Source organism: Paenibacillus sp. SEL1, assembly GCF_054602535.1.
Window position 1 is genome coordinate 2,040,089 of the sequence record NZ_CM137723.1, and the last position, 20,301, is coordinate 2,060,389.

General features: G+C 48.5%; 19 protein-coding genes. 18 read left to right on the forward strand and 1 reads right to left on the reverse strand.

All coding sequences use genetic code 11. The features are described from left to right. The first annotated feature begins 254 nt into the window (after nt 1–254). The 11 genes from ACYCSE_RS09415 to ACYCSE_RS09465 all read left to right on the forward strand — a co-directional run bounded on the left by ACYCSE_RS09415 (nt 255) and on the right by ACYCSE_RS09465 (nt 9,991). Nucleotides 255–1,403, forward strand: a complete 1,149-nt coding sequence (locus ACYCSE_RS09415) for a 3D domain-containing protein (protein ID WP_023986430.1) — start codon at nt 255–257, stop codon at nt 1,401–1,403. A 146-nt stretch (nt 1,404–1,549) separates the two neighbouring features. Continuing rightward, nucleotides 1,550–2,095 (forward strand): ribonuclease M5, encoded by a 546-nt coding sequence (gene rnmV, locus ACYCSE_RS09420; protein WP_013308117.1) that lies wholly within the window; start codon nt 1,550–1,552, stop codon nt 2,093–2,095. 7 nt (nt 2,096–2,102) lie between these two features. Beyond that, nucleotides 2,103–2,987 carry a 16S rRNA (adenine(1518)-N(6)/adenine(1519)-N(6))-dimethyltransferase RsmA gene (gene rsmA, locus ACYCSE_RS09425; protein WP_235306841.1) on the forward strand — a complete coding sequence of 295 codons (885 nt, stop codon included), beginning with the start codon at nt 2,103–2,105 and terminating at the stop codon, nt 2,985–2,987. A 55-nt stretch (nt 2,988–3,042) separates the two neighbouring features. Continuing rightward, nucleotides 3,043–3,939: a sporulation peptidase YabG gene (gene yabG, locus ACYCSE_RS09430; protein ID WP_061831846.1), complete on the forward strand. Its 897-nt coding sequence runs from the start codon at nt 3,043–3,045 to the stop codon at nt 3,937–3,939. A gap of 201 nt (nt 3,940–4,140) precedes the next feature. Beyond that, nucleotides 4,141–4,422, forward strand: a complete 282-nt coding sequence (gene veg / locus ACYCSE_RS09435) for a biofilm formation stimulator Veg (protein WP_013308120.1) — start codon at nt 4,141–4,143, stop codon at nt 4,420–4,422. 162 nt (nt 4,423–4,584) lie between these two features. Next, a complete protein-coding gene (locus ACYCSE_RS09440; RefSeq protein ID WP_007428013.1) occupies nt 4,585–4,764 on the forward strand; it encodes a small, acid-soluble spore protein, alpha/beta type in 180 nt (59 codons plus the stop codon). Between the two features lie 144 nt (nt 4,765–4,908). Continuing rightward, the gene (gene ispE / locus ACYCSE_RS09445; RefSeq protein WP_069290753.1) at nt 4,909–5,763 is read left to right on the forward strand and encodes a 4-(cytidine 5'-diphospho)-2-C-methyl-D-erythritol kinase; all 855 of its coding nucleotides are present in this window, start codon (nt 4,909–4,911) and stop codon (nt 5,761–5,763) included. A 181-nt stretch (nt 5,764–5,944) separates the two neighbouring features. Continuing rightward, nucleotides 5,945–6,772, forward strand: coding sequence for a pur operon repressor (purR, locus tag ACYCSE_RS09450; RefSeq protein WP_013308122.1), 828 nt, complete (start codon nt 5,945–5,947; stop codon nt 6,770–6,772). 175 nt (nt 6,773–6,947) lie between these two features. Next, nucleotides 6,948–7,235 carry a septation regulator SpoVG gene (gene spoVG, locus ACYCSE_RS09455; protein ID WP_007428016.1) on the forward strand — a complete coding sequence of 96 codons (288 nt, stop codon included), beginning with the start codon at nt 6,948–6,950 and terminating at the stop codon, nt 7,233–7,235. Between the two features lie 345 nt (nt 7,236–7,580). Then, nucleotides 7,581–8,978 carry a bifunctional UDP-N-acetylglucosamine diphosphorylase/glucosamine-1-phosphate N-acetyltransferase GlmU gene (gene glmU / locus ACYCSE_RS09460; protein ID WP_081330709.1) on the forward strand — a complete coding sequence of 466 codons (1,398 nt, stop codon included), beginning with the start codon at nt 7,581–7,583 and terminating at the stop codon, nt 8,976–8,978. Between the two features lie 59 nt (nt 8,979–9,037). Beyond that, nucleotides 9,038–9,991: a ribose-phosphate diphosphokinase gene (locus ACYCSE_RS09465; protein WP_013308125.1), complete on the forward strand. Its 954-nt coding sequence runs from the start codon at nt 9,038–9,040 to the stop codon at nt 9,989–9,991. Between the two features lie 68 nt (nt 9,992–10,059). Here the strand turns inward: ACYCSE_RS09465 and ACYCSE_RS09470 are convergent, their stop codons facing one another. Beyond that, nucleotides 10,060–10,260 (reverse strand): hypothetical protein, encoded by a 201-nt coding sequence (locus ACYCSE_RS09470; RefSeq protein ID WP_023986434.1) that lies wholly within the window; start codon nt 10,258–10,260, stop codon nt 10,060–10,062. A 74-nt stretch (nt 10,261–10,334) separates the two neighbouring features. Between ACYCSE_RS09470 and pth the strand changes: the two genes are divergently transcribed. From pth to yabN, 7 genes are all read left to right on the forward strand, one after another. Next, nucleotides 10,335–10,895, forward strand: coding sequence for an aminoacyl-tRNA hydrolase (pth, locus tag ACYCSE_RS09475; RefSeq protein ID WP_459702111.1), 561 nt, complete (start codon nt 10,335–10,337; stop codon nt 10,893–10,895). A gap of 86 nt (nt 10,896–10,981) precedes the next feature. Further along, a complete protein-coding gene (locus tag ACYCSE_RS09480) occupies nt 10,982–11,212 on the forward strand; it encodes an anti-sigma-F factor Fin family protein (protein ID WP_013308128.1) in 231 nt (76 codons plus the stop codon). 134 nt (nt 11,213–11,346) lie between these two features. Continuing rightward, nucleotides 11,347–14,874, forward strand: a complete 3,528-nt coding sequence (mfd, locus tag ACYCSE_RS09485) for a transcription-repair coupling factor (RefSeq protein ID WP_446676120.1) — start codon at nt 11,347–11,349, stop codon at nt 14,872–14,874. Continuing rightward, complete coding sequence (locus ACYCSE_RS09490; RefSeq protein WP_069290755.1) at nt 14,858–15,976, forward strand: peptidylprolyl isomerase; 1,119 nt, start codon at nt 14,858–14,860, stop codon at nt 15,974–15,976. The genes mfd and ACYCSE_RS09490 overlap by 17 nt, the downstream gene beginning before the upstream one ends. Nucleotides 15,977–16,143: 167 nt before the next feature. Further along, nucleotides 16,144–16,686, forward strand: coding sequence for a stage V sporulation protein T (gene spoVT / locus ACYCSE_RS09495; protein ID WP_061831843.1), 543 nt, complete (start codon nt 16,144–16,146; stop codon nt 16,684–16,686). 141 nt (nt 16,687–16,827) lie between these two features. After that, nucleotides 16,828–18,486 carry a putative polysaccharide biosynthesis protein gene (locus tag ACYCSE_RS09500; RefSeq protein WP_459702113.1) on the forward strand — a complete coding sequence of 553 codons (1,659 nt, stop codon included), beginning with the start codon at nt 16,828–16,830 and terminating at the stop codon, nt 18,484–18,486. A gap of 158 nt (nt 18,487–18,644) precedes the next feature. Continuing rightward, on the forward strand, nt 18,645–20,144 hold the full coding sequence (gene yabN, locus ACYCSE_RS09505) for a bifunctional methyltransferase/pyrophosphohydrolase YabN (RefSeq protein WP_322175545.1): 1,500 nt from the start codon (nt 18,645–18,647) through the stop codon (nt 20,142–20,144). Nucleotides 20,145–20,301: the final 157 nt, after the last annotated feature.

The window sequence follows — 20,301 nt, forward strand, 5'->3', positions numbered from 1 at the left end:
TCCCGCATATTCACACATGCCGGAAGCCACGAAAGAGCTCTCTAGTCTCTTTCTCTGGCTTTTTTTGTTGTGAATAAAAGAAAATCTGTCATCATACTGTGGTTAAACAGGGGAGGACAGCATGCCGCGAAGACGGGTACATGGTGCAGGACAGTCGTAGTTTGGGCTTGTCTTGTAGAAAATCTGTTATAGTCACGTCAAATCTCAACTATGTCTTACTCCAGACGGCGGGCTATGTAAGGAGGACGGAGGAAATGGGCATTTTCCAAAAAAAGGATACCCATGAGTCACGCTCATCCAGCATGTCTTACGTATTGCGTTGGAAGCAAGAGAATGTGCGCCAGGCTGCTTTGGTTGCTATTTTTCTAATCGCGCTAACGATTATGATTTCAATTCTGATGTACACGCAATCTAAAAAACAAGTCTTTTTTGTCATTGATGGCAAGGCGTCTGCGGTAGAAACCCGGGAATCCAAGCTTCAAGATTTGCTGAGCGAGCATTCCATTTCACTTCAGCCGCATGATACAGTTTCCATGCCGCTAAATGGAGCAATACAGGATGGCGATCGCGTAGTCATTAAACGTGCCAATCAGGTTAAAGTATCTTCAGGCAATGAGACGAAAAAGCTGTACACAACAGAAAATACAGTAGAAGGTGCCATTCGTACCTCGGGCTATAAATTATCATCAACGGATAAAGTTTATCCTGCGTTGGATGCCTCTGTTTCGTCTAACATGGACATAAAAATCGTCCGTGTGAAGAAACAGCAGGTCGAACAGAAAAAACAGGTGCCTTATCAGGTCATCAAAACGGCCGATCCGAGTCTTTATAAAGGCGATAATCGGGTCATTCAAAGCGGCAAATCGGGTGTGGTCGTCCAGCACGTTCAAAAGGTATATCATGATGGAAAATTGGTATCCAAACAGCTGGTTAACAAGGAAGTTGCACAGAACCGTGTGGATAAGGTCATTGCGGTAGGAACGAAGAAAAAACCGGTCGTTCTTGCTGCTTCCGTCGGTCCCAATGATGCGGTTAAGGCAACAACAGTTAGTTCGGGCAGTGCTGTCCGTAAAGCAGGCGTAAATTTTAAATATAGCAAAGTTTTACAAAATGTCTCCATGACGGCGTATTCCTCACAGGAGCCAGGTATCGGTACACGTACTGCATCCGGCGCACGTGTCACGGAAGGACGCACCATCGCGGTCGATCCGAGTGTAATTCCAATCGGCTGGTGGGTGTATATCGAAGGGGTGGGCTTCCGTCGTGCGGAGGATACCGGTGGCGCGATTAAAGGCCACAAAATCGATGTGTATTATGAGAGTTTGAGCCGAGCCAACCAATTTGGTCGTAAGCACGGTAAAACCGTATATGTTATCGGACCGGTAAAGCCTGAAATCAACTAAAACAGGTTGTGTATGTTGAGGGCAATGCGATAGTATTAACAACATAGTTATGCCATGCTAAGAAGAGGATATCCTCTTCTTATTTTGTTTTCAAAAGCAGGGAAAGATAAATATAGCTTGCTGTGTAGCAGTGGAGGGAAACGCAAATGATCAAGGAAGTGATCGTGGTAGAGGGCCGGGATGATACGGTGGCCATTCGCCGCGCTGTTGAAGCGGATACGATAGAAACTGGCGGCTCCGCCATTAATAAAATGACGCTGCGTAAAATTGCATTGGCGCAGGAGCGGCGGGGGGTCATCATTTTAACCGATCCCGATCATGCAGGGGAGCGCATCCGTAAGATTATCGCTTCCAAGGTACCCGGCTGCAAGCAGGCCTTTATACCCGAGGCAGAAGCGACGCGTAAAGGAGATATTGGCGTGGAGAATGCCTCACCAGAAGCGATCAGACACGCTCTTGCACGGGTCCATACGACAGTGGAAGGCGCCGACCCGCTGATTGAGTGGGCGGACCTGATTGATGCTGGACTCATCACCCATCCCAATGCTGCTGCACGCCGTATGGCCTTAGGGAATGTGCTGGGTATTGGTTATTGTAACGGAAAGCAGCTACATAAACGGCTGTCTGTATTTCAGATCAGCCGCGAGGAATTTGCCGGGGCGCTGGCACAAATTGAAAGTGAAGGATTGTGATGTCCGTATGACAGGGATTCAAGATATAGCAACACCGCGGCGTACGAAGGAAATTATTCAACGGCACGGTTTTTCGTTCAAAAAGAGTTTGGGACAAAATTTCCTGATTGATCAAAATATTCTCAATAAGATTGTAAATGCTGCCGGATTGGATGAGACGAAGGGTGCACTTGAGATCGGTCCTGGGATTGGCGCTTTGACCGAGAAGCTGGCGCAATCGGCCAAGGTAGTTACCGCTGTCGAGATTGACCAGCGGCTGCTGCCAATTCTCGAAGAGGTGTTGGCCCCTTACGAGCATGTGAAGGTACGTCATGGAGACGTGCTGAAGCTGGATTTGCGCGAGGTGTTCGCAGCCGATTTTGCAGACGTGAGTAAAGTAAGTGTCGTGGCTAATCTGCCGTACTATGTTACTACACCGATTCTGATGAGGCTACTGGAGGACAAGCTCCCTCTGGAGAATATCGTCGTTATGATCCAAAAAGAAGTGGCTGAGCGCATGGCTGCGTCTCCTGGAACGAAGGATTACGGCAGTCTGAGCATTGCAGTGCAATATTACAGCGAACCTGAATTAGTCTGCACTGTGCCGAATACAGTATTTATTCCCCAGCCAAATGTGGAGTCTGCAGTCATCCGGCTGCGTGTACGGGAAGCCCCTCCGGTGGAAGTGGTGGATGAGAAGCACTTCTTTGAAGTGGTTCATGCTGCTTTTGCCCAGCGTCGTAAAACCATTTCCAATAACTTAAAAAGCCGTTTCTTCACCAAAGAGAACAGGGACACGCTGGAGCCGCTGTTGCAACAAGCTGGTATTGAACCCTCCCGTCGAGGAGAAACGCTAAGTATTGAGGAATTTGCGCGTCTCAGCGCTGTGCTGTTGGAGGCAGGTATATCCTAAGCTGGAACCAAACTGTGCATTCACCCATACGATATAGGAGGGGTGATACAGTGTGATGAGTTTAGGAGACTTGGTCGTTCGGAAATCGTACGGTGGAGATGTCACGTTTCGTGTTGAGGACATCCAGCGGGATAAAGCGATCATTAAGGGAATAGAATTTCGGCTGCTGGCCGATTCCCCGGTGAACGATCTGGTCAGAGTGCCTGCAGACCAGATTAGCGGTAAGACTCAGCAGGCCCACATTAAGGCTGGTGAGTCTCTTAATCTGTTGCAACGGGCACGCCAGCAGCAAGCTGCTCGTAGTCAGGCAGCTCTGGTAGGGGACTGGAGTGATCCGGTTGAGTCAACGTATTTTGAAATGCCGGGAAAGGTTCTTCACCTGGATGGAGATCCCAGCTATCTGAAAAAATGTCTCAGTTTATATGAACAGCTCCGTGTTCCTGCAGAGGGACATCACGTTCACGAATCGGCAATGGCGGACACGTTGTACCGACTGCTTCCTCGTATCCGTCCGGATATCGTAGTCATTACCGGACATGACGGTGTGCTGAAGCAGCCACAGCCTTACGATTTGTACAGCTTGAAAAGTTATAAAAATTCGCAAAATTTTGTGGCGGCAATTCAGGTAGCAAGACAATATGAACGTCATCTGGATTCGCTGACGATTGTAGCGGGAGCGTGCCAGTCCCATTTTGAGGCGCTACTACGTGCGGGAGCAAACTTCGCCAGCTCACCAGGGCGTATCCTGATTCACGCGCTGGACCCCGTTTACGTGGCTGCCAAGGCGGCCTTTACTTCGATCCGTGATACGGTCAACATGGGGGACCTGTTTCACCAGACAATCAGTGGCAGTCGCGGAGTGGGTGGAATTGAAACTAGGGGAAGCTATCGCATCGGCCTGCCGAAGCTTGAAAATTTATCAACGCTTAAAGTAACGCCTTCCGCAATCTAGGATTCAAATGTGCCAATAGGATTAACCTGAACAAAAAGCCTCTGCTTTCAGAGGCTTTTTGTCATTTTTTATATAAATTATTCCTGTTCGCAAAAAATTAAATTGACAACTTATTTTTCGTGTTGTTATAATATTTAGCTTGATTTGACAATCCCTCTAAAATTCGTTATAATGGACAAGGAAAGAGGTGGTCGTTAGGCAATGGCTAAAAATACGCTGTTGGAAATCAAACGCAGTCTCGACGCACATGTAGGGCAAAAAATTTTGCTGCGGGCTAACGGCGGACGCCGTAAGACCGTCGAACGAACTGGTGTCTTGGAAGAAACGTACCCTTCTGTTTTTATCGTCAAGCTGGATCAGGAGCAACAGACGTTTAAACGTGTCTCCTACAGCTATGCTGACATTCTTACCGAGTCGGTAGAAGTCAGCGTATATGATCCCGACTCCCATACAAGTGTAGTCGAATATTTTGAAACACCTTAATTGATTTCGTGATTTATACCAGCTTTGCAGGTTTAACGACGGCTTCGTCATTTCAAATGACGGGGCCGTTTTGTATATACAGAGCAGGATGAAGCATGACATCTCTGCACATACTAAGCCGGGAATGATCTTCCTTATTCCATTGCCGAAGGAGGCGTATGTATGAGCCGAAGAAGACGGAGTGTCATGTCGGAGGAGCTAAAGTACGAGCTGGCCAAAGATCTTGGATTTTACGACACGGTCAAGGAAGAAGGCTGGGGAGGCATTAAAGCCAAGGATGCGGGCAATATGGTCAAGCGGGCTATCCAACTTGCCGAGCAGGCAGCTTCCCGCAAATCGTAGCTATCGGTGGTGCTGATGAAAAGCGGGGATATCCGGGATTAGACCGGGTCATCTCCGCTTTTTTGAACCTCATGACTTGACACGCTGAGTCTGATATAATATGTTAAGCTGTCTTGAGGGAAAAGTTGAAGGTGGGTGAACGCCTTGAAAATATATGAAAAAGCACCGGCGAAAATCAATTTAATGCTTGATGTTCTACGTAAGCGGGATGATGGTTATCACGAGGTCGAAATGATTATGACCATGGTCGATCTGTCTGACCGATTGACGATGTCTGAGTTACCGCGTGATACCATTATTATTTCAAGTCAAGCCGGGTACATACCATTGGATGAAAAGAACTTGGCTTTTCAGGCTGCTCGTCTGATCAAAGAACGTTATAACGTGTCTACGGGCGTCCACATTCATCTGGATAAGCATATCCCGGTGGCGGCAGGGTTGGCGGGTGGAAGTAGTGATGCTGCCGCAGCGCTGCGTGGACTGAACAAGCTATGGAAGCTTGGTATTTCGGATGCCGAATTAAGGGTGCTGGGTGCGGAACTGGGCTCAGATGTACCTTTCTGTATTACAGGGGGTACAGCTTTAGCAAGTGGACGCGGAGAACTGCTCAAGCCACTTCCGAATCCGCCACAATGCTGGGTGATCCTTGCGAAGCCGCCGATTAATGTATCGACGGCTGAAGTGTATGGTCGTGTCAAAGCAGATCAGATTGCGCACCACCCGTCTGCCCGCCAGATGGAGCATGCGATCCATAACGCTTCTTTTACCGATGTATGCAACGCGCTGGGGAATGTACTTGAGGATGTAACACTAAAGCTGTATCCAGAGGTAGAGCATCTTAAAAACTCCATGATCCGTTTAGGAGCAGACGGTGTGCTGATGTCAGGTAGTGGACCTACAGTGTTCGGACTGGTATCGAAGGAAGCCAAAGTGCCACGGATTTACAATGGACTAAGAGGGTTTTGTAAAGATGTGTATGCAGTACGACTTTTGACCTGATTTTAGATATTTCTTTCATATTATAGTGGTAATTGTTGTACAAATACGTACGAAGATGATATATTTACTATTAAATATTCGGATTTTACTATATCACTTACATTCCGCCAGCAACCGGCCAGTCCGCCGGTGCTTTACTGTACAAAGCGGGCGGCAGGAGAATAGATCGCGAGGAATTGTTGTGAAAAAACTTAAAAGAAGCTCACGATTGGTGGAAATGACGCAATTTTTGTTGTCACGGCCGCATACGCTGGTGCCTCTTACTCATTTTGCGGATCGCTACGGGGCAGCTAAGTCCTCCATAAGCGAGGATTTGGCCATCATTAAGGAAGTATTTGAGGATGAGGGCACTGGCGAGCTTCTGACGCTGGCGGGAGCGGCAGGGGGCGTGAAACTGATCCCGAGGCTTTCCAAGCAGCATGCGCTTGCGTTTGCGAACGACCTGTGTGCGCAACTGGAGCAGCCTGACCGCATATTACCGGGAGGATACCTGTATTTGTCCGATTTGCTGGGCCAACCTGCGATGATGAACGAAGCAGGTAAAATATTCGCCACCGCTTTTGCCAATCGTCAGATTGATGTGGTTATGACGGTGGAGACCAAGGGTATTCCACTTGCCTATGCAACCGGAGCACAGCTGAATTTGCCAGTCGTCCTCGTACGGCGTGATCATCAGGTGACAGAAGGCTCGGCTGTAAGTATTAATTATGTTTCAGGATCACAAAAGAGCCTGCATACAATGTCTTTATCCAGACGTGCGATGCGTGAGAAATCGCGTGTGCTCATCGTAGATGATTTTATGAAGGCCGGTGGCACCATTCAGGGGATGGTCGACTTGCTGGCTGAGTTTGATGCTGAGGTGGCCGGTGTAGGTGTGCTGGTAGAATCGGGCGAGGTGGAGAACGAAGAGCGCCTGCTGCACGATTATATTTCACTGGCGAATCTGACCGCAGTCGATTCTCGAAGCAAGCAAATTACGGTCAAGCTGGGCAATTATTTTGATGAGTGAACAGGGCAGTAAATTGTCACAATCCATCATAAAATACCTAAATATGTCGAAAAGAAATCTTTTCAAAAAAATTACCTGAATTTAGGATACGAATTACCGAAAAAAAGAAGGATTTCGAACTGCTGTGTGGAATGTATACACCAAGTCCTATTTGGAAAAAGGTGGTGAAACACACATGCAGATTACGGATGTTAGACTCCGCCGAGTGAACTCAGAAGGAAGAATGAAGGCGATTGCATCCATTACGATTGATAACGAGTTTGTTGTTCATGACATCCGAGTTATCGACGGTAATAACGGGATGTTCGTAGCTATGCCAAGCAAACGAACTCCAGACGGAGAGTTTCGCGATATCGCTCATCCGATATCTTCAGGAACCCGTGAGAAGATCCAAGCTGCTGTATTGACTGAGTACGAACGTGCAGCTGTGGATGAAGAAGTTGCTATTGAAGAAGGCGCTTAATTCGCCTAAAGCAGGATTGGGGTACAAAAGAAAAAGAGAGCCACTAACTGTGGCTCTCTTTTCTTTTTGTCTGGAATGAGATATATTCTTTAGTGAGTTAACAGTCAGTTTTAAGGCAACTTGGAGCCATCCGGGCTGCCGAAGCGGCTTTTTCATAAGACAGGGACTAGGCAGAGATGCGTCCCGGGGATGAATGTCCAGCACAAGCTGGCCTGAAAAAATAGCCATTAACCAAAGGTTCGCCGTTATTTTTCAGGAGGATTGTGAAAAGTTAAGCAAAATCTGATCTGGGAATTAACGTTTTAGCCAAGGGGTAACTGTTATTTTCAGGATAGGAGGTTGGACTTGTTGGAAAGGTTGGCAGTCATTCTTGCCGCAGGGCAGGGAAAACGTATGAAATCCAAATTATATAAAGTTCTGCATCCGGTGTGCGGAAAACCGATGGTCGGGCATGTGCTCGACACGGTTCGTGAAATCGGTGTGTCCCGAAGTGTAGTCGTCGTGGGTCATGGAGCAGAGGCGGTACAGTCTTATTTGGGACCGTCGGCAGAATATGCGCTTCAGGCTGAGCAGTTGGGAACAGGCCATGCTGTCAAGCAAGCCAAGGACTTGCTCGGTCAGGAAAAAGGTACAACCATTGTCATTTGTGGGGATACTCCTTTGATCACAGCGGAAACGCTGGAGGGCTTGGTGCAACTGCATGAGAGCCGTGGGGCGGCTGCGACGATTCTGACCGCTGAGTTGGACGACCCGAAAGGATATGGACGAGTTATTCGTGATGCTTCCGGGGCCGTGCTCAAGATCGTGGAACAGAAAGATTGTTCACCTGAGGAAGATGCTGTCCGGGAGATCAATACGGGAACGTACTGCTTTGACAATGCCAAGCTGTTTGCAGCGCTGGACAAGGTAACGAACACCAATGCACAGCAGGAATATTACCTGACAGATGTCATTGGTATTTTGCATGGTGAAGGTGAGCAGGTTGAGGCGTATTTGACAGATGATGTGTCTGAATCCATCGGTGTTAACGACAGAGTGGCTTTGTCGATAGCTGAGGGCTATATGCGTGAGCGCATTGTTCGCAAGCATATGCTGAATGGTGTCACTGTCATTGATCCGTCTTCTACCTATATCGGGAGCGAGGTTGTTATTGGTTCCGATACGGTACTGTATCCGAACACATGGCTGCATGGTCAAACACAAATCGGAGAAGATTGTGTGATTGGTCCACAGGCTGAGATTCAGAATACGATTATCCATTCAGGCGCAACGGTAAAACATTCGGTGTTGAACGAAGCGGAAGTGGGAAGCAGTACATCTGTGGGGCCGTTTGCTTATCTGCGTCCAGGCGCGAAGCTTGGCGAACATGTGAAAATTGGTGATTTTGTTGAGGTGAAAAATGCGACCATTGGAGATCATTCCAAGGTTTCTCATTTGAGCTATGTCGGTGATGCTAAGGTGGGTACAAACGTAAATATTGGCTGCGGGGCAATAACGGTCAATTATGATGGATATAATAAATCCATTACAGAAATTGAAGACGATGCCTTTATTGGCAGCAACGTGAATCTGATCGCCCCGATTAAGATTGGAAAAGGTGCTTATGTTGTAGCAGGCTCCACTGTAACACATGCTGTCCCTGATAACGATCTGGCCATTGCCAGACCACGTCAAGAGAACAAAGCCGGATATGCGGACAAGATCCGCGCACGTGCCAAAGCGAAGAAGAAAAGATCGGAATGACCTTAATCAGCAAGCTGTTGAATCTGTAATGAATGAACCAGCACGGAGGGTTTCTATTAATGACTTATTGCGATTCCAAACTCAAAATATTTACTTGTAACTCCAATCCGAAGTTAGCCCACCAGATTGCGGACTACATCGGCATCCCAATGGGGGAATCCCATACCACATCGTTTAGTGACGGTGAAATCCAAGTTAAGCTGTCGGAAAGCGTACGCGGCTGCCATGTGTATATTGTGCAGTCAACTTGTCTGCCGGTTAACGACAACTTGATGGAGTTATTGGTTATGATTGATGCACTTAAACGCGCTTCTGCCAAAAGTATCAATGTCGTTATGCCATATTACGGTTACGCTCGTCAGGATCGTAAAGCTCGTTCACGCGATCCGATTACAGCGAAGCTTGTCGCTAACTTGATTGAAAAAGCGGGAGCTCACCGCGTAATCAGCATGGATTTGCATGCGATGCAGATTCAGGGATTCTTTGATATTCCAGTAGATCATATGTTGGGAGCGCCAATTCTGGCCCAATATTTCCGTTCCAAGCAAATTGAGAACCCGATTGTCGTTTCACCCGATCATGGCGGGGTTGTTCGTGCGCGTAAGCTGGCAGACTTCCTGAGTGCGCCGCTCGCTATTATTGATAAGCGTCGTCCAGAGCCAAATGTCAGTGAAGTGATGAACATCATCGGGAACATTGAGGGTAAAACGGCTATTTTAATTGATGATATTATTGATACAGCCGGAACGATTGTATTAGGTGCAAATGCGCTTAAAGAAGGCGGCGTAAAAGATGTGTATGCGTGTTGTACACATGCTGTGCTGTCCGGTCCTGCTATGGAAAGACTGGAGAATTCGCCATTAAAAGAGGTGGTTGTGACGGATACAATCCCGATCGTTCACCCGAATCCGACAAGCAAGCTGAAGGTATTGTCTGTGGCTCCATTAATGGGAGAAGCTATCATCCGTGTGCATGAAGAATTGTCGATCAGCAAACTGTTTGAAATCGAATAAGCGCTGGCTCATTAAAAAAGGGGTTGCCTTTTCCATATGGAAAAGGTAACCCCTATCAGCATGTCAGGCTAAAAGCCTGGGCGAGATATGAATGTGAAACGTTGACGATTGTATAGTGTGTCCTCTATTTCGACGAAATGCTCATTAAAACGCGCAACGATGCCAATCTGAATATGTACATTCCCGTCATAGATCTGGACAGGAACGGAATGTTTTAAATGATATAGAAAATGGCTGTCATATAAGAGGATATCACCTTGATTGAGCATACCGGCACGCACCTTCCTATTCAATACAACTATTTTACCAAAAAATCAAGACTGCGAAAGAGGGTGTCAAAGTTATGAAGTGGATTGTAGGATTGGGCAACCCCGGTCCCCAATACGAGAAAACGAGACATAATGTCGGATTTATGGCATTGGATGCTCTTGCCTCGCGTCATAACATCCAGATTAACCAAAGCAAATGCAAGTCGTTAATTGGAGAGGGTCACATTGGTGGCGTAAAAACCGTACTGATTAAGCCAATGACCTATATGAATCTATCAGGCGAGTCTTTACGTGCTTATATGGACTATTATAAGGCCGATATGGAAGATCTGATTGTCGTGTACGATGATCTGGATACAGAAGTCGGTAAAATAAGATTGCGTTATCAAGGTAGCGCAGGCGGTCATAACGGCATTAAATCGATCATTCAGCATACCGGCACGCAGTCCTTCAATCGGATTCGTATGGGCATTTCCCGCCCGGAGCCTGGGCATGCTATTGTCGATTATGTTCTGGGTACCTTTCCCAAGAAGGAAAAAGAATTACTGGCCGGAATGATCGAGGACACGTGCAACGCCTTAGAACACAGCTTGAATCATCCGTTTGAACGGACGATGGCTGAATTCAACAAGTAAGTTCAGACGTAGGCAGACGGGCTTAAATGGAAGATTGTTGGACATACTGAAAGGTATAGAAAACTTTCAGGAGGCATATACATTACATGATTGTTAATTATGTATGCAGACATTGTCGAACTTTCTTGGGACGAATTGATTCCGCGGCAATAACCGAAGAAAGGTTGGGCTTCCATTCCTTGACCCCTGCCGAACGTAGAGATATAATAGCGTATAATTCGGGTGGTGAAGTGACCGTCAAAGTCATTTGCGAGCATTGCAGTCAGGCATTGGAGAATAATCCAGAGCTGAGTCTGCTCGTTAATCCGCTCCAATAACAGGTATTCAACTGGTAGGATGTACCAGCTTGAGAGGTGAAGCGGCAATTCCGCTTATGGAGCCTTGGCAGCATTGCTGAGGCTTCTTTTTCGGTTTACATGTAACTATTTATAAGCATAAAGGGGTGCCTTTTTTGTTACAAGCACTTATTCAGGCTTTTACGAAGGATGCTGATTATGCATCCATTGCAGCAGGTATTTCATCAGGGATGAAGGAACAACTGATATCAGGTTTATCAGGCTCTTCCCGACAGGTACTGATGGCCGCGCTTGCCGAAGATACCGGACGACCGTTAATGGTCATGACGCACAATATGTTTGCCGCTCAAAAAATAGCAGATGACTTACAGGAAGCGCTTTCTCCTGATCAGGTTTTATTGTATCCTGCTAATGAGCTGGTAGCTGCTGAAGCTGCAATATCCAGTCCAGAGACATTGTCCCAACGAATTGATGTATTGATACGCTGCGCCCAGGGTTTTCGTGGGATTGTTGTCGTGCCGTTTTCTGGTGTCCGACGTTTACTGCCAATCCCGGAAACATGGCGTGAGGCTCGTATTGAGCTGAAAGAAGGCGAAACGATTCAGCTGGAAGCGTTTTTGCTACATATGGTCGAGATGGGCTACCAGCGTGTAGAGCGTGTGGAATCACGTGGAGAGATGAGCGTACGCGGAGGAATTATTGATTTTTATCCAATGACAACCCGTTGGGGCTATCGTGTGGAGCTGTTTGACGATGAAATCGATTCGATCCGTAAGTTTGATCCGCAAGATCAGCGTTCGGTGGAAAAGGTTCAGGACGTTACCGTAACGCCGTGTAAGGAAGTTATTGCGAATAACCAGCGTATGGATCAGGCGGCGGATGCCGCTGCTATTTTGCTGGAGGAGCAGCTGGGCAAAATGACGGATCGTCAAGCTAAGCAGCACCTGAAAGAAGAGATCCATCGTGAAATTGAGTTGCTGCGAGAGCATGTGTATTTTGACGAAATCTATAAATATATCTCCCTGCTGTATCCTGAACGTAAAACCCTAGCAGACTATATGCCGGAAGATACGATTCTGATTATTGACGAACCGGCGCGTATGCTGGAAACAGCCAAGCAACTGGAACGGGATGAGTCAGAATGGAATCTGCATTTGCTTCAAAACGGTAAAACGTTACCGCAGCTAGAACTGTCAGATGACGCGGACAATCTGCTGTACAACCGGAGATTTCAGACGTTGTTCCTGTCGATTTTTCTCCGTCAGGTTCCTCATACCCAGCCACAAAATATTTTGAATTTCATCTGCCGAGGAATGCAGGATTTCCATGGCCAAATGAATGTGCTCAAGGCGGAGATGGATCGTTGGCGCAAAGCCGGCACGCAGGTTATGATGCTGGCAAGTGGAGATGAACGTCTGGACCGGATGCGCCGAGTGCTTGAAGATTACGGTATTGATGAGCCGACGATGGCAATCGGCAATCTGCAAAGCGGTTTTGAAATGCCGTCTATTCATCTGGCAGTCATTACCGAGGGCGAGATGTTTTCTCAGAAGCAGCGGAAAGCTCGTAAGCAGGGCCGGCATGTGGACAATGCAGAACGGATTAAGAGCTATAGCGAGCTGAAGGTGGGCGACTACGTCGTACACCAAAATCACGGGATCGGGAAGTACATGGGGATCGGCACGCTGGAGGTTGGCGGTATCCATAAGGATTACATGCATGTCCTCTACGCGGGTGGAGATAAGCTGTCTGTGCCGATTGAACAAATTGATCTGATTCAGAAATATGTCGGCTCAGAGGACAAGGAACCCAAGATTTATAAACTGGGTGGCAATGAGTGGACACGGGTTAAAAGTAAGGTGCGCAGCTCGGTTCAGGATATTGCGGATGACTTGATCAAGCTATATGCAGAACGACAGTCGGCACCAGGGTTTGCTTTTGAAAAGGATTCACCGGAGCAACAAGAGTTTGAGGATATGTTCCCGTATGATGAGACACGTGACCAGATTCGGGCCATTGAAGAGATTAAGAAGGATATGGAGCAGAGCCGCCCGATGGATCGTCTGCTATGCGGTGATGTAGGTTACGGCAAAACTGAAGTTGCCATTCGTGCTGCTTTTAAGTCTGCTATTGAAGGCAAACAAGTAGCGGTGCTGGTACCGACGACGATTTTGGCACAGCAACACTATGAGACGTTCCGTGAACGTTTTTCAGGGTATCCGTTCAATATTCAGGTATTGAGCCGTTTCCGCTCGCGCAAAGAGCAGAATGAGACGATTAAAGGGGTCCGGCAGGGCACGGTCGATATTGTCATTGGTACCCATCGTCTGTTGTCGCAGGATCTGGTGTTTAAGGACCTCGGAATGCTGATTGTCGATGAAGAACAGCGATTTGGCGTAACTCACAAGGAAAAGCTGAAGAAGCTGAAAACGAACGTAGACGTGCTGACGTTAACGGCAACACCTATTCCGCGTACGTTGCATATGTCCATGCTGGGTGTACGTGACTTGTCAGTCATTGAGACGCCACCGGAAAACCGTTTTCCAGTGCAAACCTATGTGGTTGAGCACAGCCAAACTCTAGTTCGTGAGGCCATTGAACGCGAGATGGCACGCGGTGGACAGGTGTACTATTTGTATAATCGCGTGCAGGGTATTCAGGAGATGGCTGCCGAGATCAATGCGCTTGTACCGGAGGCTAAGGTGGGCGTGGGTCACGGACAGATGTCCGAAACCGAACTGGAGAAAACGATTTTGGATTTCCTGGATGGCGAATACGATGTGCTGGTCAGCACCAGCATTATCGAAACCGGCGTGGATATTCCAAATGTGAATACACTCATTGTGCATGATGCCGATAAAATGGGGCTATCTCAGCTTTATCAGTTGCGTGGGCGTGTAGGTCGTTCCAATCGGATTGCCTATGCTTATTTCACGTACCAGCGGGATAAGGTGCTCACGGAAGTGGCGGAGAAGCGCCTTCAGTCGATTAAAGAATTTACGGAGCTCGGCTCCGGGTTCAAGATTGCAATGCGCGATTTGTCCATCCGTGGAGCGGGTAACTTACTTGGCGCTGAGCAGCATGGTTTCATCGCATCCGTCGGTTTTGATCTCTACTCGCAGATGCTGGCTGAGGAAATTAATAAACGTAAAGTCAGCGTACTTGGAGAAGAGGATCAGTCCAATCGGAATTGGAGTACGTCGATTGATTTAGGCGTCGATGCTTACTTGCCAGGAGACTATATTTATGACAGCATCCAGAAGATTGAGATTTATAAAAAGGTTGCAGCGGTCAGCACCTTTGACGAGGCTTCCGAACTGGAGGATGAACTGGTCGACCGATTTGGTGATCTGCCAGAGGCTGTGCGTCATTTGCTAGCCGTGGCTCGCCTTAAGGTATATGGACGCATGTATGGCATCGAGTCCATGGTGCAACGTGATGACAATATAGTGCTGAAATTCCATGAAGGGCGCCAGCAGGCTGTACAGACCGCCAGACTTGCCGAGATTGGCAATCGCTTTGAAAGACGTGTACAATTTGAACAGGGCACTTCTATGAGCGCACGCATAAAGGGCAAAGGTCTAAATGATCCACAGTTGCTAGAACTGCTAGAACAATTTTTGAGTGCATTGAAAGAAGCATTCACATTGAAGGAGGAACTGCAAAATGCCACAACTAAATAAAAGAAAACCTTGGAGAATGCTCTCCTTGGGAATGGCAGCGCTGCTAGCTATATCCGTGCTGGCAGCATGTACGAAGCAAGCGGATGAGAACAAGGTCAAGGATGAACCGAAGGACAACAGCAAGGTTGTCGTGACCTATAAGGGTGGAACCATTACCGAAAATGAGTTCAACCAAGAAATCAGCATGATGAAATTCCTTTACCCGGAATATGAGGCTGCGTTAGCTTCGGATCAGGTACGGGAGCAAATTGTAAAGCAGGAAGTGGTGTACAAGCTTCTGGCGGCCAAAGCGGACGACAAAGCCAAGGAGCAGGGTGCCAAACAAGGGAACGAACAGCTGGAGCAGTATAAAAAGTCAGTCGGAGAAGATAAGTTCAAGACATTTCTGAGTGATAAAAAACTGACCGAACAAGGTGTGAAAGATTACTTCACGCGTGTAATGACGGTAATCAACAGCGAAACCAACAAAGTAACAGATGATCAGCTAAAACAGGAATTTGAGAAAAATAAAGATCAATTCACGACAGCAACTGTGCGCCATGTATTGATTAACTTCGAAGATCCTAAAACGAAGAAACAGCGCAAAAAAGAGGATACCCTCAAGCTGGCCAAAGAAGTGAAGGCGAAGCTGGATGGAGGAGCGGATTTTGCGACGATTGCTAAGAAATATTCAGAAGACCCAGGTTCTGCGTCTAACGGAGGTCTGTATGAGAATGCATCCGTAGCGCAATGGGTACCTGCTTTTAAAGAGGCCGCTGAGACTCAACCGATCAACAAAATTGGTGAGCCGGTGGAAACGGAATACGGATATCACGTGATCAAAGTGGAGTCCCGCAATGAGCCAACGTTTGATAAATTGAAAGACAACGAAAAGGCAGCCCTGAAAAATAAATTGGCCGGGGAAAGTATCCAAAACTTTACCGAAAATGATTTGGCAAAACTTGATTTGAAAATCAATCTGCCGAAGGTACCAGCTACGCAAGAGAAAAGCGGTGCAACTTCCGGTGCCGGTAGCACAACTACACCGGGCGCAACAACAAACGGTACGGGCGATGCCAAGGCAGGAACAGCCAAAGATGGAGCTACAAACGAAGGTAAATAACTGAACATGCATAAGGAATTGGGAACAGATGAATACTATGGTCAGATATCACCATAAACACCATGACCGTGACGTTCTTCGTGACCGCTTCTGGGGGAGTGGAAGCGTCTTTCGATACCGTCAGTAGTTTACTAAATTCTTCTTGAGAAAGTGGGGCAACATGTGAAATGAAAGCTACTGGTATAGTTCGCCGTATTGATGACCTTGGGCGGGTAGTTATTCCAAAGGAAATTCGCCGCACCTTGAGAATTCGTGAAGGAGATCCGCTTGAGATTTTTGTGGATCGTGACGGAGAAGTCATTTTGAAAAAGTATTCACCTATTGGTGAACTTGGTGATTTCGCCAAAGAATATGCTGAGTCCCTGTTTGAAAGCACGGGCCATATTACAATGATTACCGATCGGGACACCATTATTACGGTGGCTGGAGGCTCCAAAAAAGATTTTCTGGACAAGCCAATCGGTAGCATTATCGAAGGTAGTATGGATAATCGCAAAACTGTGCTGGAGACAGCCAGCGGCTCTTATGAGCTAACGCGAGACCACGAAGAAACACTCTCGTCCTTTGTGGCGGCTCCCATTGTTTCCGGTGGTGATCCCATTGGTTCCGTTGTATTGTTGAACAAGGACGAAAATGTAAAAATGTCCGAAATGGAAGTCAAAATGGCTGAAACAGCCGCTGGCTTCCTGGGCAAACAAATGGAACAGTAACATCCCGTTTCACCCCTGTATGACGTACAGAATGGCGAAAGCCGTCCTACGTTGTACAGGTTTTTTTTTCTTTCCGGGAGAAGAGGCGGTATAATAGGACTCGTGAAAGATGCATATTTCAGGTGGGAGTGAAGACGGAGAATGCAGGAAAATCGCGCCGCTTCGCGGCTGCTACGGGGTGCTGTCATTTTGACACTGGCAGCAGTAGCGAGCAAGCTGATCGGCACAGTGCAAAAAATCCCGCTGCAGAATATCGGCGGCGACGGCGTGTTTGGCATTTATAATACGGTTTATCCTTTTTATACGCTATTCATTACCATTGCAGCTGCTGGATTTCCGGCTGCAATATCCAAATTTGTAGCTGAGTTTGAGGCAGTGGGAAACCGGGCAGCGGGGCAACGTGTTGCTCGGCTATCTTCGCTTGTCTTGGGTGTCTTTGGATTGATCCTGGGCGTGCTGATGTATACGTGTGCGCCGCTCATTGGTCAATGGATCGACAATGCTCACGTCATTCCGTCGGTGAGGGCGGCGGCGTTTGCCTTTTTGTTCGTGCCGGTTATGGCGGGATTGAGAGGATATTTTCAAGGTTTGCAAAATATGCTTCCGACTGCTATCTCCCAAGTGACGGAGCAGGCGATACGGGTAAGCGTGATGATTATGCTGTTGCTGTTCATGCTGTCACAAGGAGCGGGGGCGGATATGATTGCCGCCGGAGCAGTGTTTGGTTCAGCAGCAGGCGGAGCAGCGGGCTTGGTCGTCATGTTGCTATATTGGCGAAATCACAGGAAGAGGCCTAGAAGGCAAGGGACGGTCATGGCGACAGTGCAAGCACAAACTGGAGAGCTACACCCAGCGGAAAGCAACGGTGCCTTGCTAAAGGCGCTGCTGCGTTATGCCTTGCCTGTTTGCCTTGGAGCGCTAGCCGTTCCGTTAATTAGTCTGGTAGACACATTTACCGTACCTCGATTGTTAAAGCAGGAGGGTTTGGACGATACTGCGGTTATGGTGGCCTTTGGCGTGTATAACCGAGGTCTGCCGCTGGTACAGCTAGTCATGATGTTTGCCACCACCCTGTCGGCATTATTCATTCCATCGCTGGCTGAGGCCCGGATAACCGGCGGTACGGAGCTGGCACGTCGCCAGTGCGAGCAATCGCTGCGCTGGTTTTGGTTGCTGGGACTAGCCGCTGCGACAGGCTTGATCGTGCTGGCTGTGCCCGTCAATGTGATGCTGTATGCGGACGACACCGGCAGCGGGGTTATGCGCTGGATGGCGCTAACCGCCGTAGGCGGCACGCTCAGCATCATCTCGGCTGCGCTGCTGCAAGGGCTTGGCGCGGTTCGTGCGCCGGCTCTGGCGATGCTCGCGGCTGCAGTAGCCAAGGCGCTGCTAAACTGGCTGCTCGTGCCGCAGCTAGGCACGGCTGGAGCCGCCATTGCGGGGGCTGTCGCCTATCTGCTGGCGGCGGTGATCAACATCGTGCTGCTGGCTCGCTTGGTAGGCCTGCGTGGGAGCTGGTCCGCCAGCGTGCTCAAGCCGGCGGCACTGCTTATCGCCCTGGCTGGTGCGGCCGGGGCGGCGATGTGGGGCACCAGCGCTGTGCTGGGTGCCTTGGGGTGGGCTGCCGGAGGTCGTGCCACGGCAGCCGCGGAGAGCCTGCTGGGCGTAGCCGCAGGCACCGTAGTGTTCGTGATCGGCCTCGCACGCTTGAGGCTGATCACGGAAGCCGAGCTTGTGGTGGTGCCCAAGCTCGGACGCCCGCTGGCAGCCGTGCTGCGCAGGCTGCGTGTACTGACGTAGCCCAGGCATAGGGCTTAGGGCACGAAAGCGGCACAGCCATTTTATGAGCCTATACAACTTTGTGGTATAGTAAATGCCAAAGCAAAGGAAGCGGAAGCGGGTTAGGCCGTGTATTTTTTCGAGCATGAACCTTGTTTCTGCGAAACGGAGGATTGAATATGAGCGTAACATTAACGGTCGTAGGTTTGGGCTCGGGAGACCCGGATCAGCTTACGATAGGGATATTGAACAAAATGCGGGGCGCTTCAGCGCTCTATCTGCGGACCAAGGAGCATCCTGCGGTTCAAGTGCTGAATGAGTTTGAAGTGGCTTTTGAGTCGTTTGACAACGTATATGAGACAAAGGAGTCCTTTCCAGAGGTATACGAGGAAATTACCAGCCAATTAATTACGACGGCTGCTAAGGCGGAAGACGGAAGCGAAATCGTCTATGCGGTTCCCGGTCACCCGATGGTGGCAGAAGCAGCGGTGCAGTTGCTTAAGGAGCGTTGTCCTGCGCAAGGGATTGAACTGAACATTCTGGGCGGCGAAAGTTTCCTGGATGAAGCTTTTGTGCGTCTTGGTTTTGATCCGATTGAGGGTTTCCAGCTGTTGGACGCAGGTACACTGGATGCCAGCTGGCTCCAGCCTCCGCTGCATACGCTGATCGGACAGGTGTATGACACCTTCACGGCATCTGATGTAAAGCTGTGCCTGATGGAGCGATATCCTGACGATTATGAGGTGTATGTCGGTCACGCTCTTGGGGTGGAAGGTGAGGAAGCGGTGCACAAGGTGCCGCTGTACGAGCTGGATCGAGTAGAGGGCTACGGGAACCTATCCTTGGTATACATACCTCGCAGTGAAGATGAGGCGCTGAAACGGCGTTCTTTTGACCGTCTACACGAGATTGTCGATATTTTACGCAGCCCGGAGGGCTGTCCATGGGATCGTGAACAGACACATCAGTCGATTCGCAAAAATCTGATCGAAGAAACGTATGAAGTCATCGAAACGATAGATGATGACGACCCTGAGCATATGAAGGAAGAACTGGGTGATCTGTTGTTGCAAATTTTGCTGCATGCCCAAATGGAAGAGGAAGTCGGAACCTTCAATGTGTATGATGTTATCCAGGGGTTGAATGATAAGCTTATTTTCCGTCATCCACATGTATTTGGTGACAATCAAGCGAATGATGCGGAAGAGGCGCTGCAAAACTGGGAGCAGATGAAAGCTGAGGAAAAACGGCTTAAAGGCACGACGGCAGCATATCCTTCCGTACTGGATGGGGTTCCACGTGATCTACCTGCTCTTATGAAATCGTACAAGCTCCAGAAGAAAGCAGCTAAAGTAGGCTTTAACTGGGATAGCATTGAGGGCGTATTTGATAAATTAGACGAAGAAGTGGCTGAGTTGAAGGAAGCGGTTCGTGAAGGGCATGCCGTGGAAGCCCAGTTGCTGGAGTTAGGCGATGTGTTATTTGTTGCCGTGAATGCAGCCCGGTTCATGGGAGTAGATCCAGAAGAGGCATTGTCCGCCACCAATCGCAAATTTGTCGACCGTTTCCAGTATATTGAGCAGAAATTACGCGAGCAGGGGCGTCGTCCCGAAGAAAGCAGCGTAGATGAAATGGAGACTTACTGGCAGGAAGCCAAAAAGCTCCTTGGCAAAGCGTGATTCCACACATTCGCTTTTGGCTGCACAGACCAGTAAAATGAGACATATGCAGGGTTGAAAGAAGGCCCAGTTTGAGAAGACTTGCCAATGGACAGAGTTTTGTAGTAGGATGTTGGCTTAACTGGGGTCGAATAAAAAAACGCCTGTCATTGCAGGA

Coding starts and splice junctions, on each gene's coding strand:
- ACYCSE_RS09415 (WP_023986430.1), top strand. CDS start 255: ATGGGCATTTTCCAAAAAAAGGATACCCATGAGTCACGCTCATCCAGC.
- rnmV (WP_013308117.1), top strand. CDS start 1,550: ATGATCAAGGAAGTGATCGTGGTAGAGGGCCGGGATGATACGGTGGCC.
- rsmA (WP_235306841.1), top strand. CDS start 2,103: ATGACAGGGATTCAAGATATAGCAACACCGCGGCGTACGAAGGAAATT.
- yabG (WP_061831846.1), top strand. CDS start 3,043: ATGAGTTTAGGAGACTTGGTCGTTCGGAAATCGTACGGTGGAGATGTC.
- veg (WP_013308120.1), top strand. CDS start 4,141: ATGGCTAAAAATACGCTGTTGGAAATCAAACGCAGTCTCGACGCACAT.
- ACYCSE_RS09440 (WP_007428013.1), top strand. CDS start 4,585: ATGAGCCGAAGAAGACGGAGTGTCATGTCGGAGGAGCTAAAGTACGAG.
- spoVG (WP_007428016.1), top strand. CDS start 6,948: ATGCAGATTACGGATGTTAGACTCCGCCGAGTGAACTCAGAAGGAAGA.
- ACYCSE_RS09465 (WP_013308125.1), top strand. CDS start 9,038: ATGACTTATTGCGATTCCAAACTCAAAATATTTACTTGTAACTCCAAT.
- ACYCSE_RS09470 (WP_023986434.1), bottom strand. CDS start 10,260: ATGCTCAATCAAGGTGATATCCTCTTATATGACAGCCATTTTCTATAT.
- pth (WP_459702111.1), top strand. CDS start 10,335: ATGAAGTGGATTGTAGGATTGGGCAACCCCGGTCCCCAATACGAGAAA.
- ACYCSE_RS09480 (WP_013308128.1), top strand. CDS start 10,982: ATGATTGTTAATTATGTATGCAGACATTGTCGAACTTTCTTGGGACGA.
- ACYCSE_RS09490 (WP_069290755.1), top strand. CDS start 14,858: ATGCCACAACTAAATAAAAGAAAACCTTGGAGAATGCTCTCCTTGGGA.
- spoVT (WP_061831843.1), top strand. CDS start 16,144: ATGAAAGCTACTGGTATAGTTCGCCGTATTGATGACCTTGGGCGGGTA.
- ACYCSE_RS09500 (WP_459702113.1), top strand. CDS start 16,828: ATGCAGGAAAATCGCGCCGCTTCGCGGCTGCTACGGGGTGCTGTCATT.
- yabN (WP_322175545.1), top strand. CDS start 18,645: ATGAGCGTAACATTAACGGTCGTAGGTTTGGGCTCGGGAGACCCGGAT.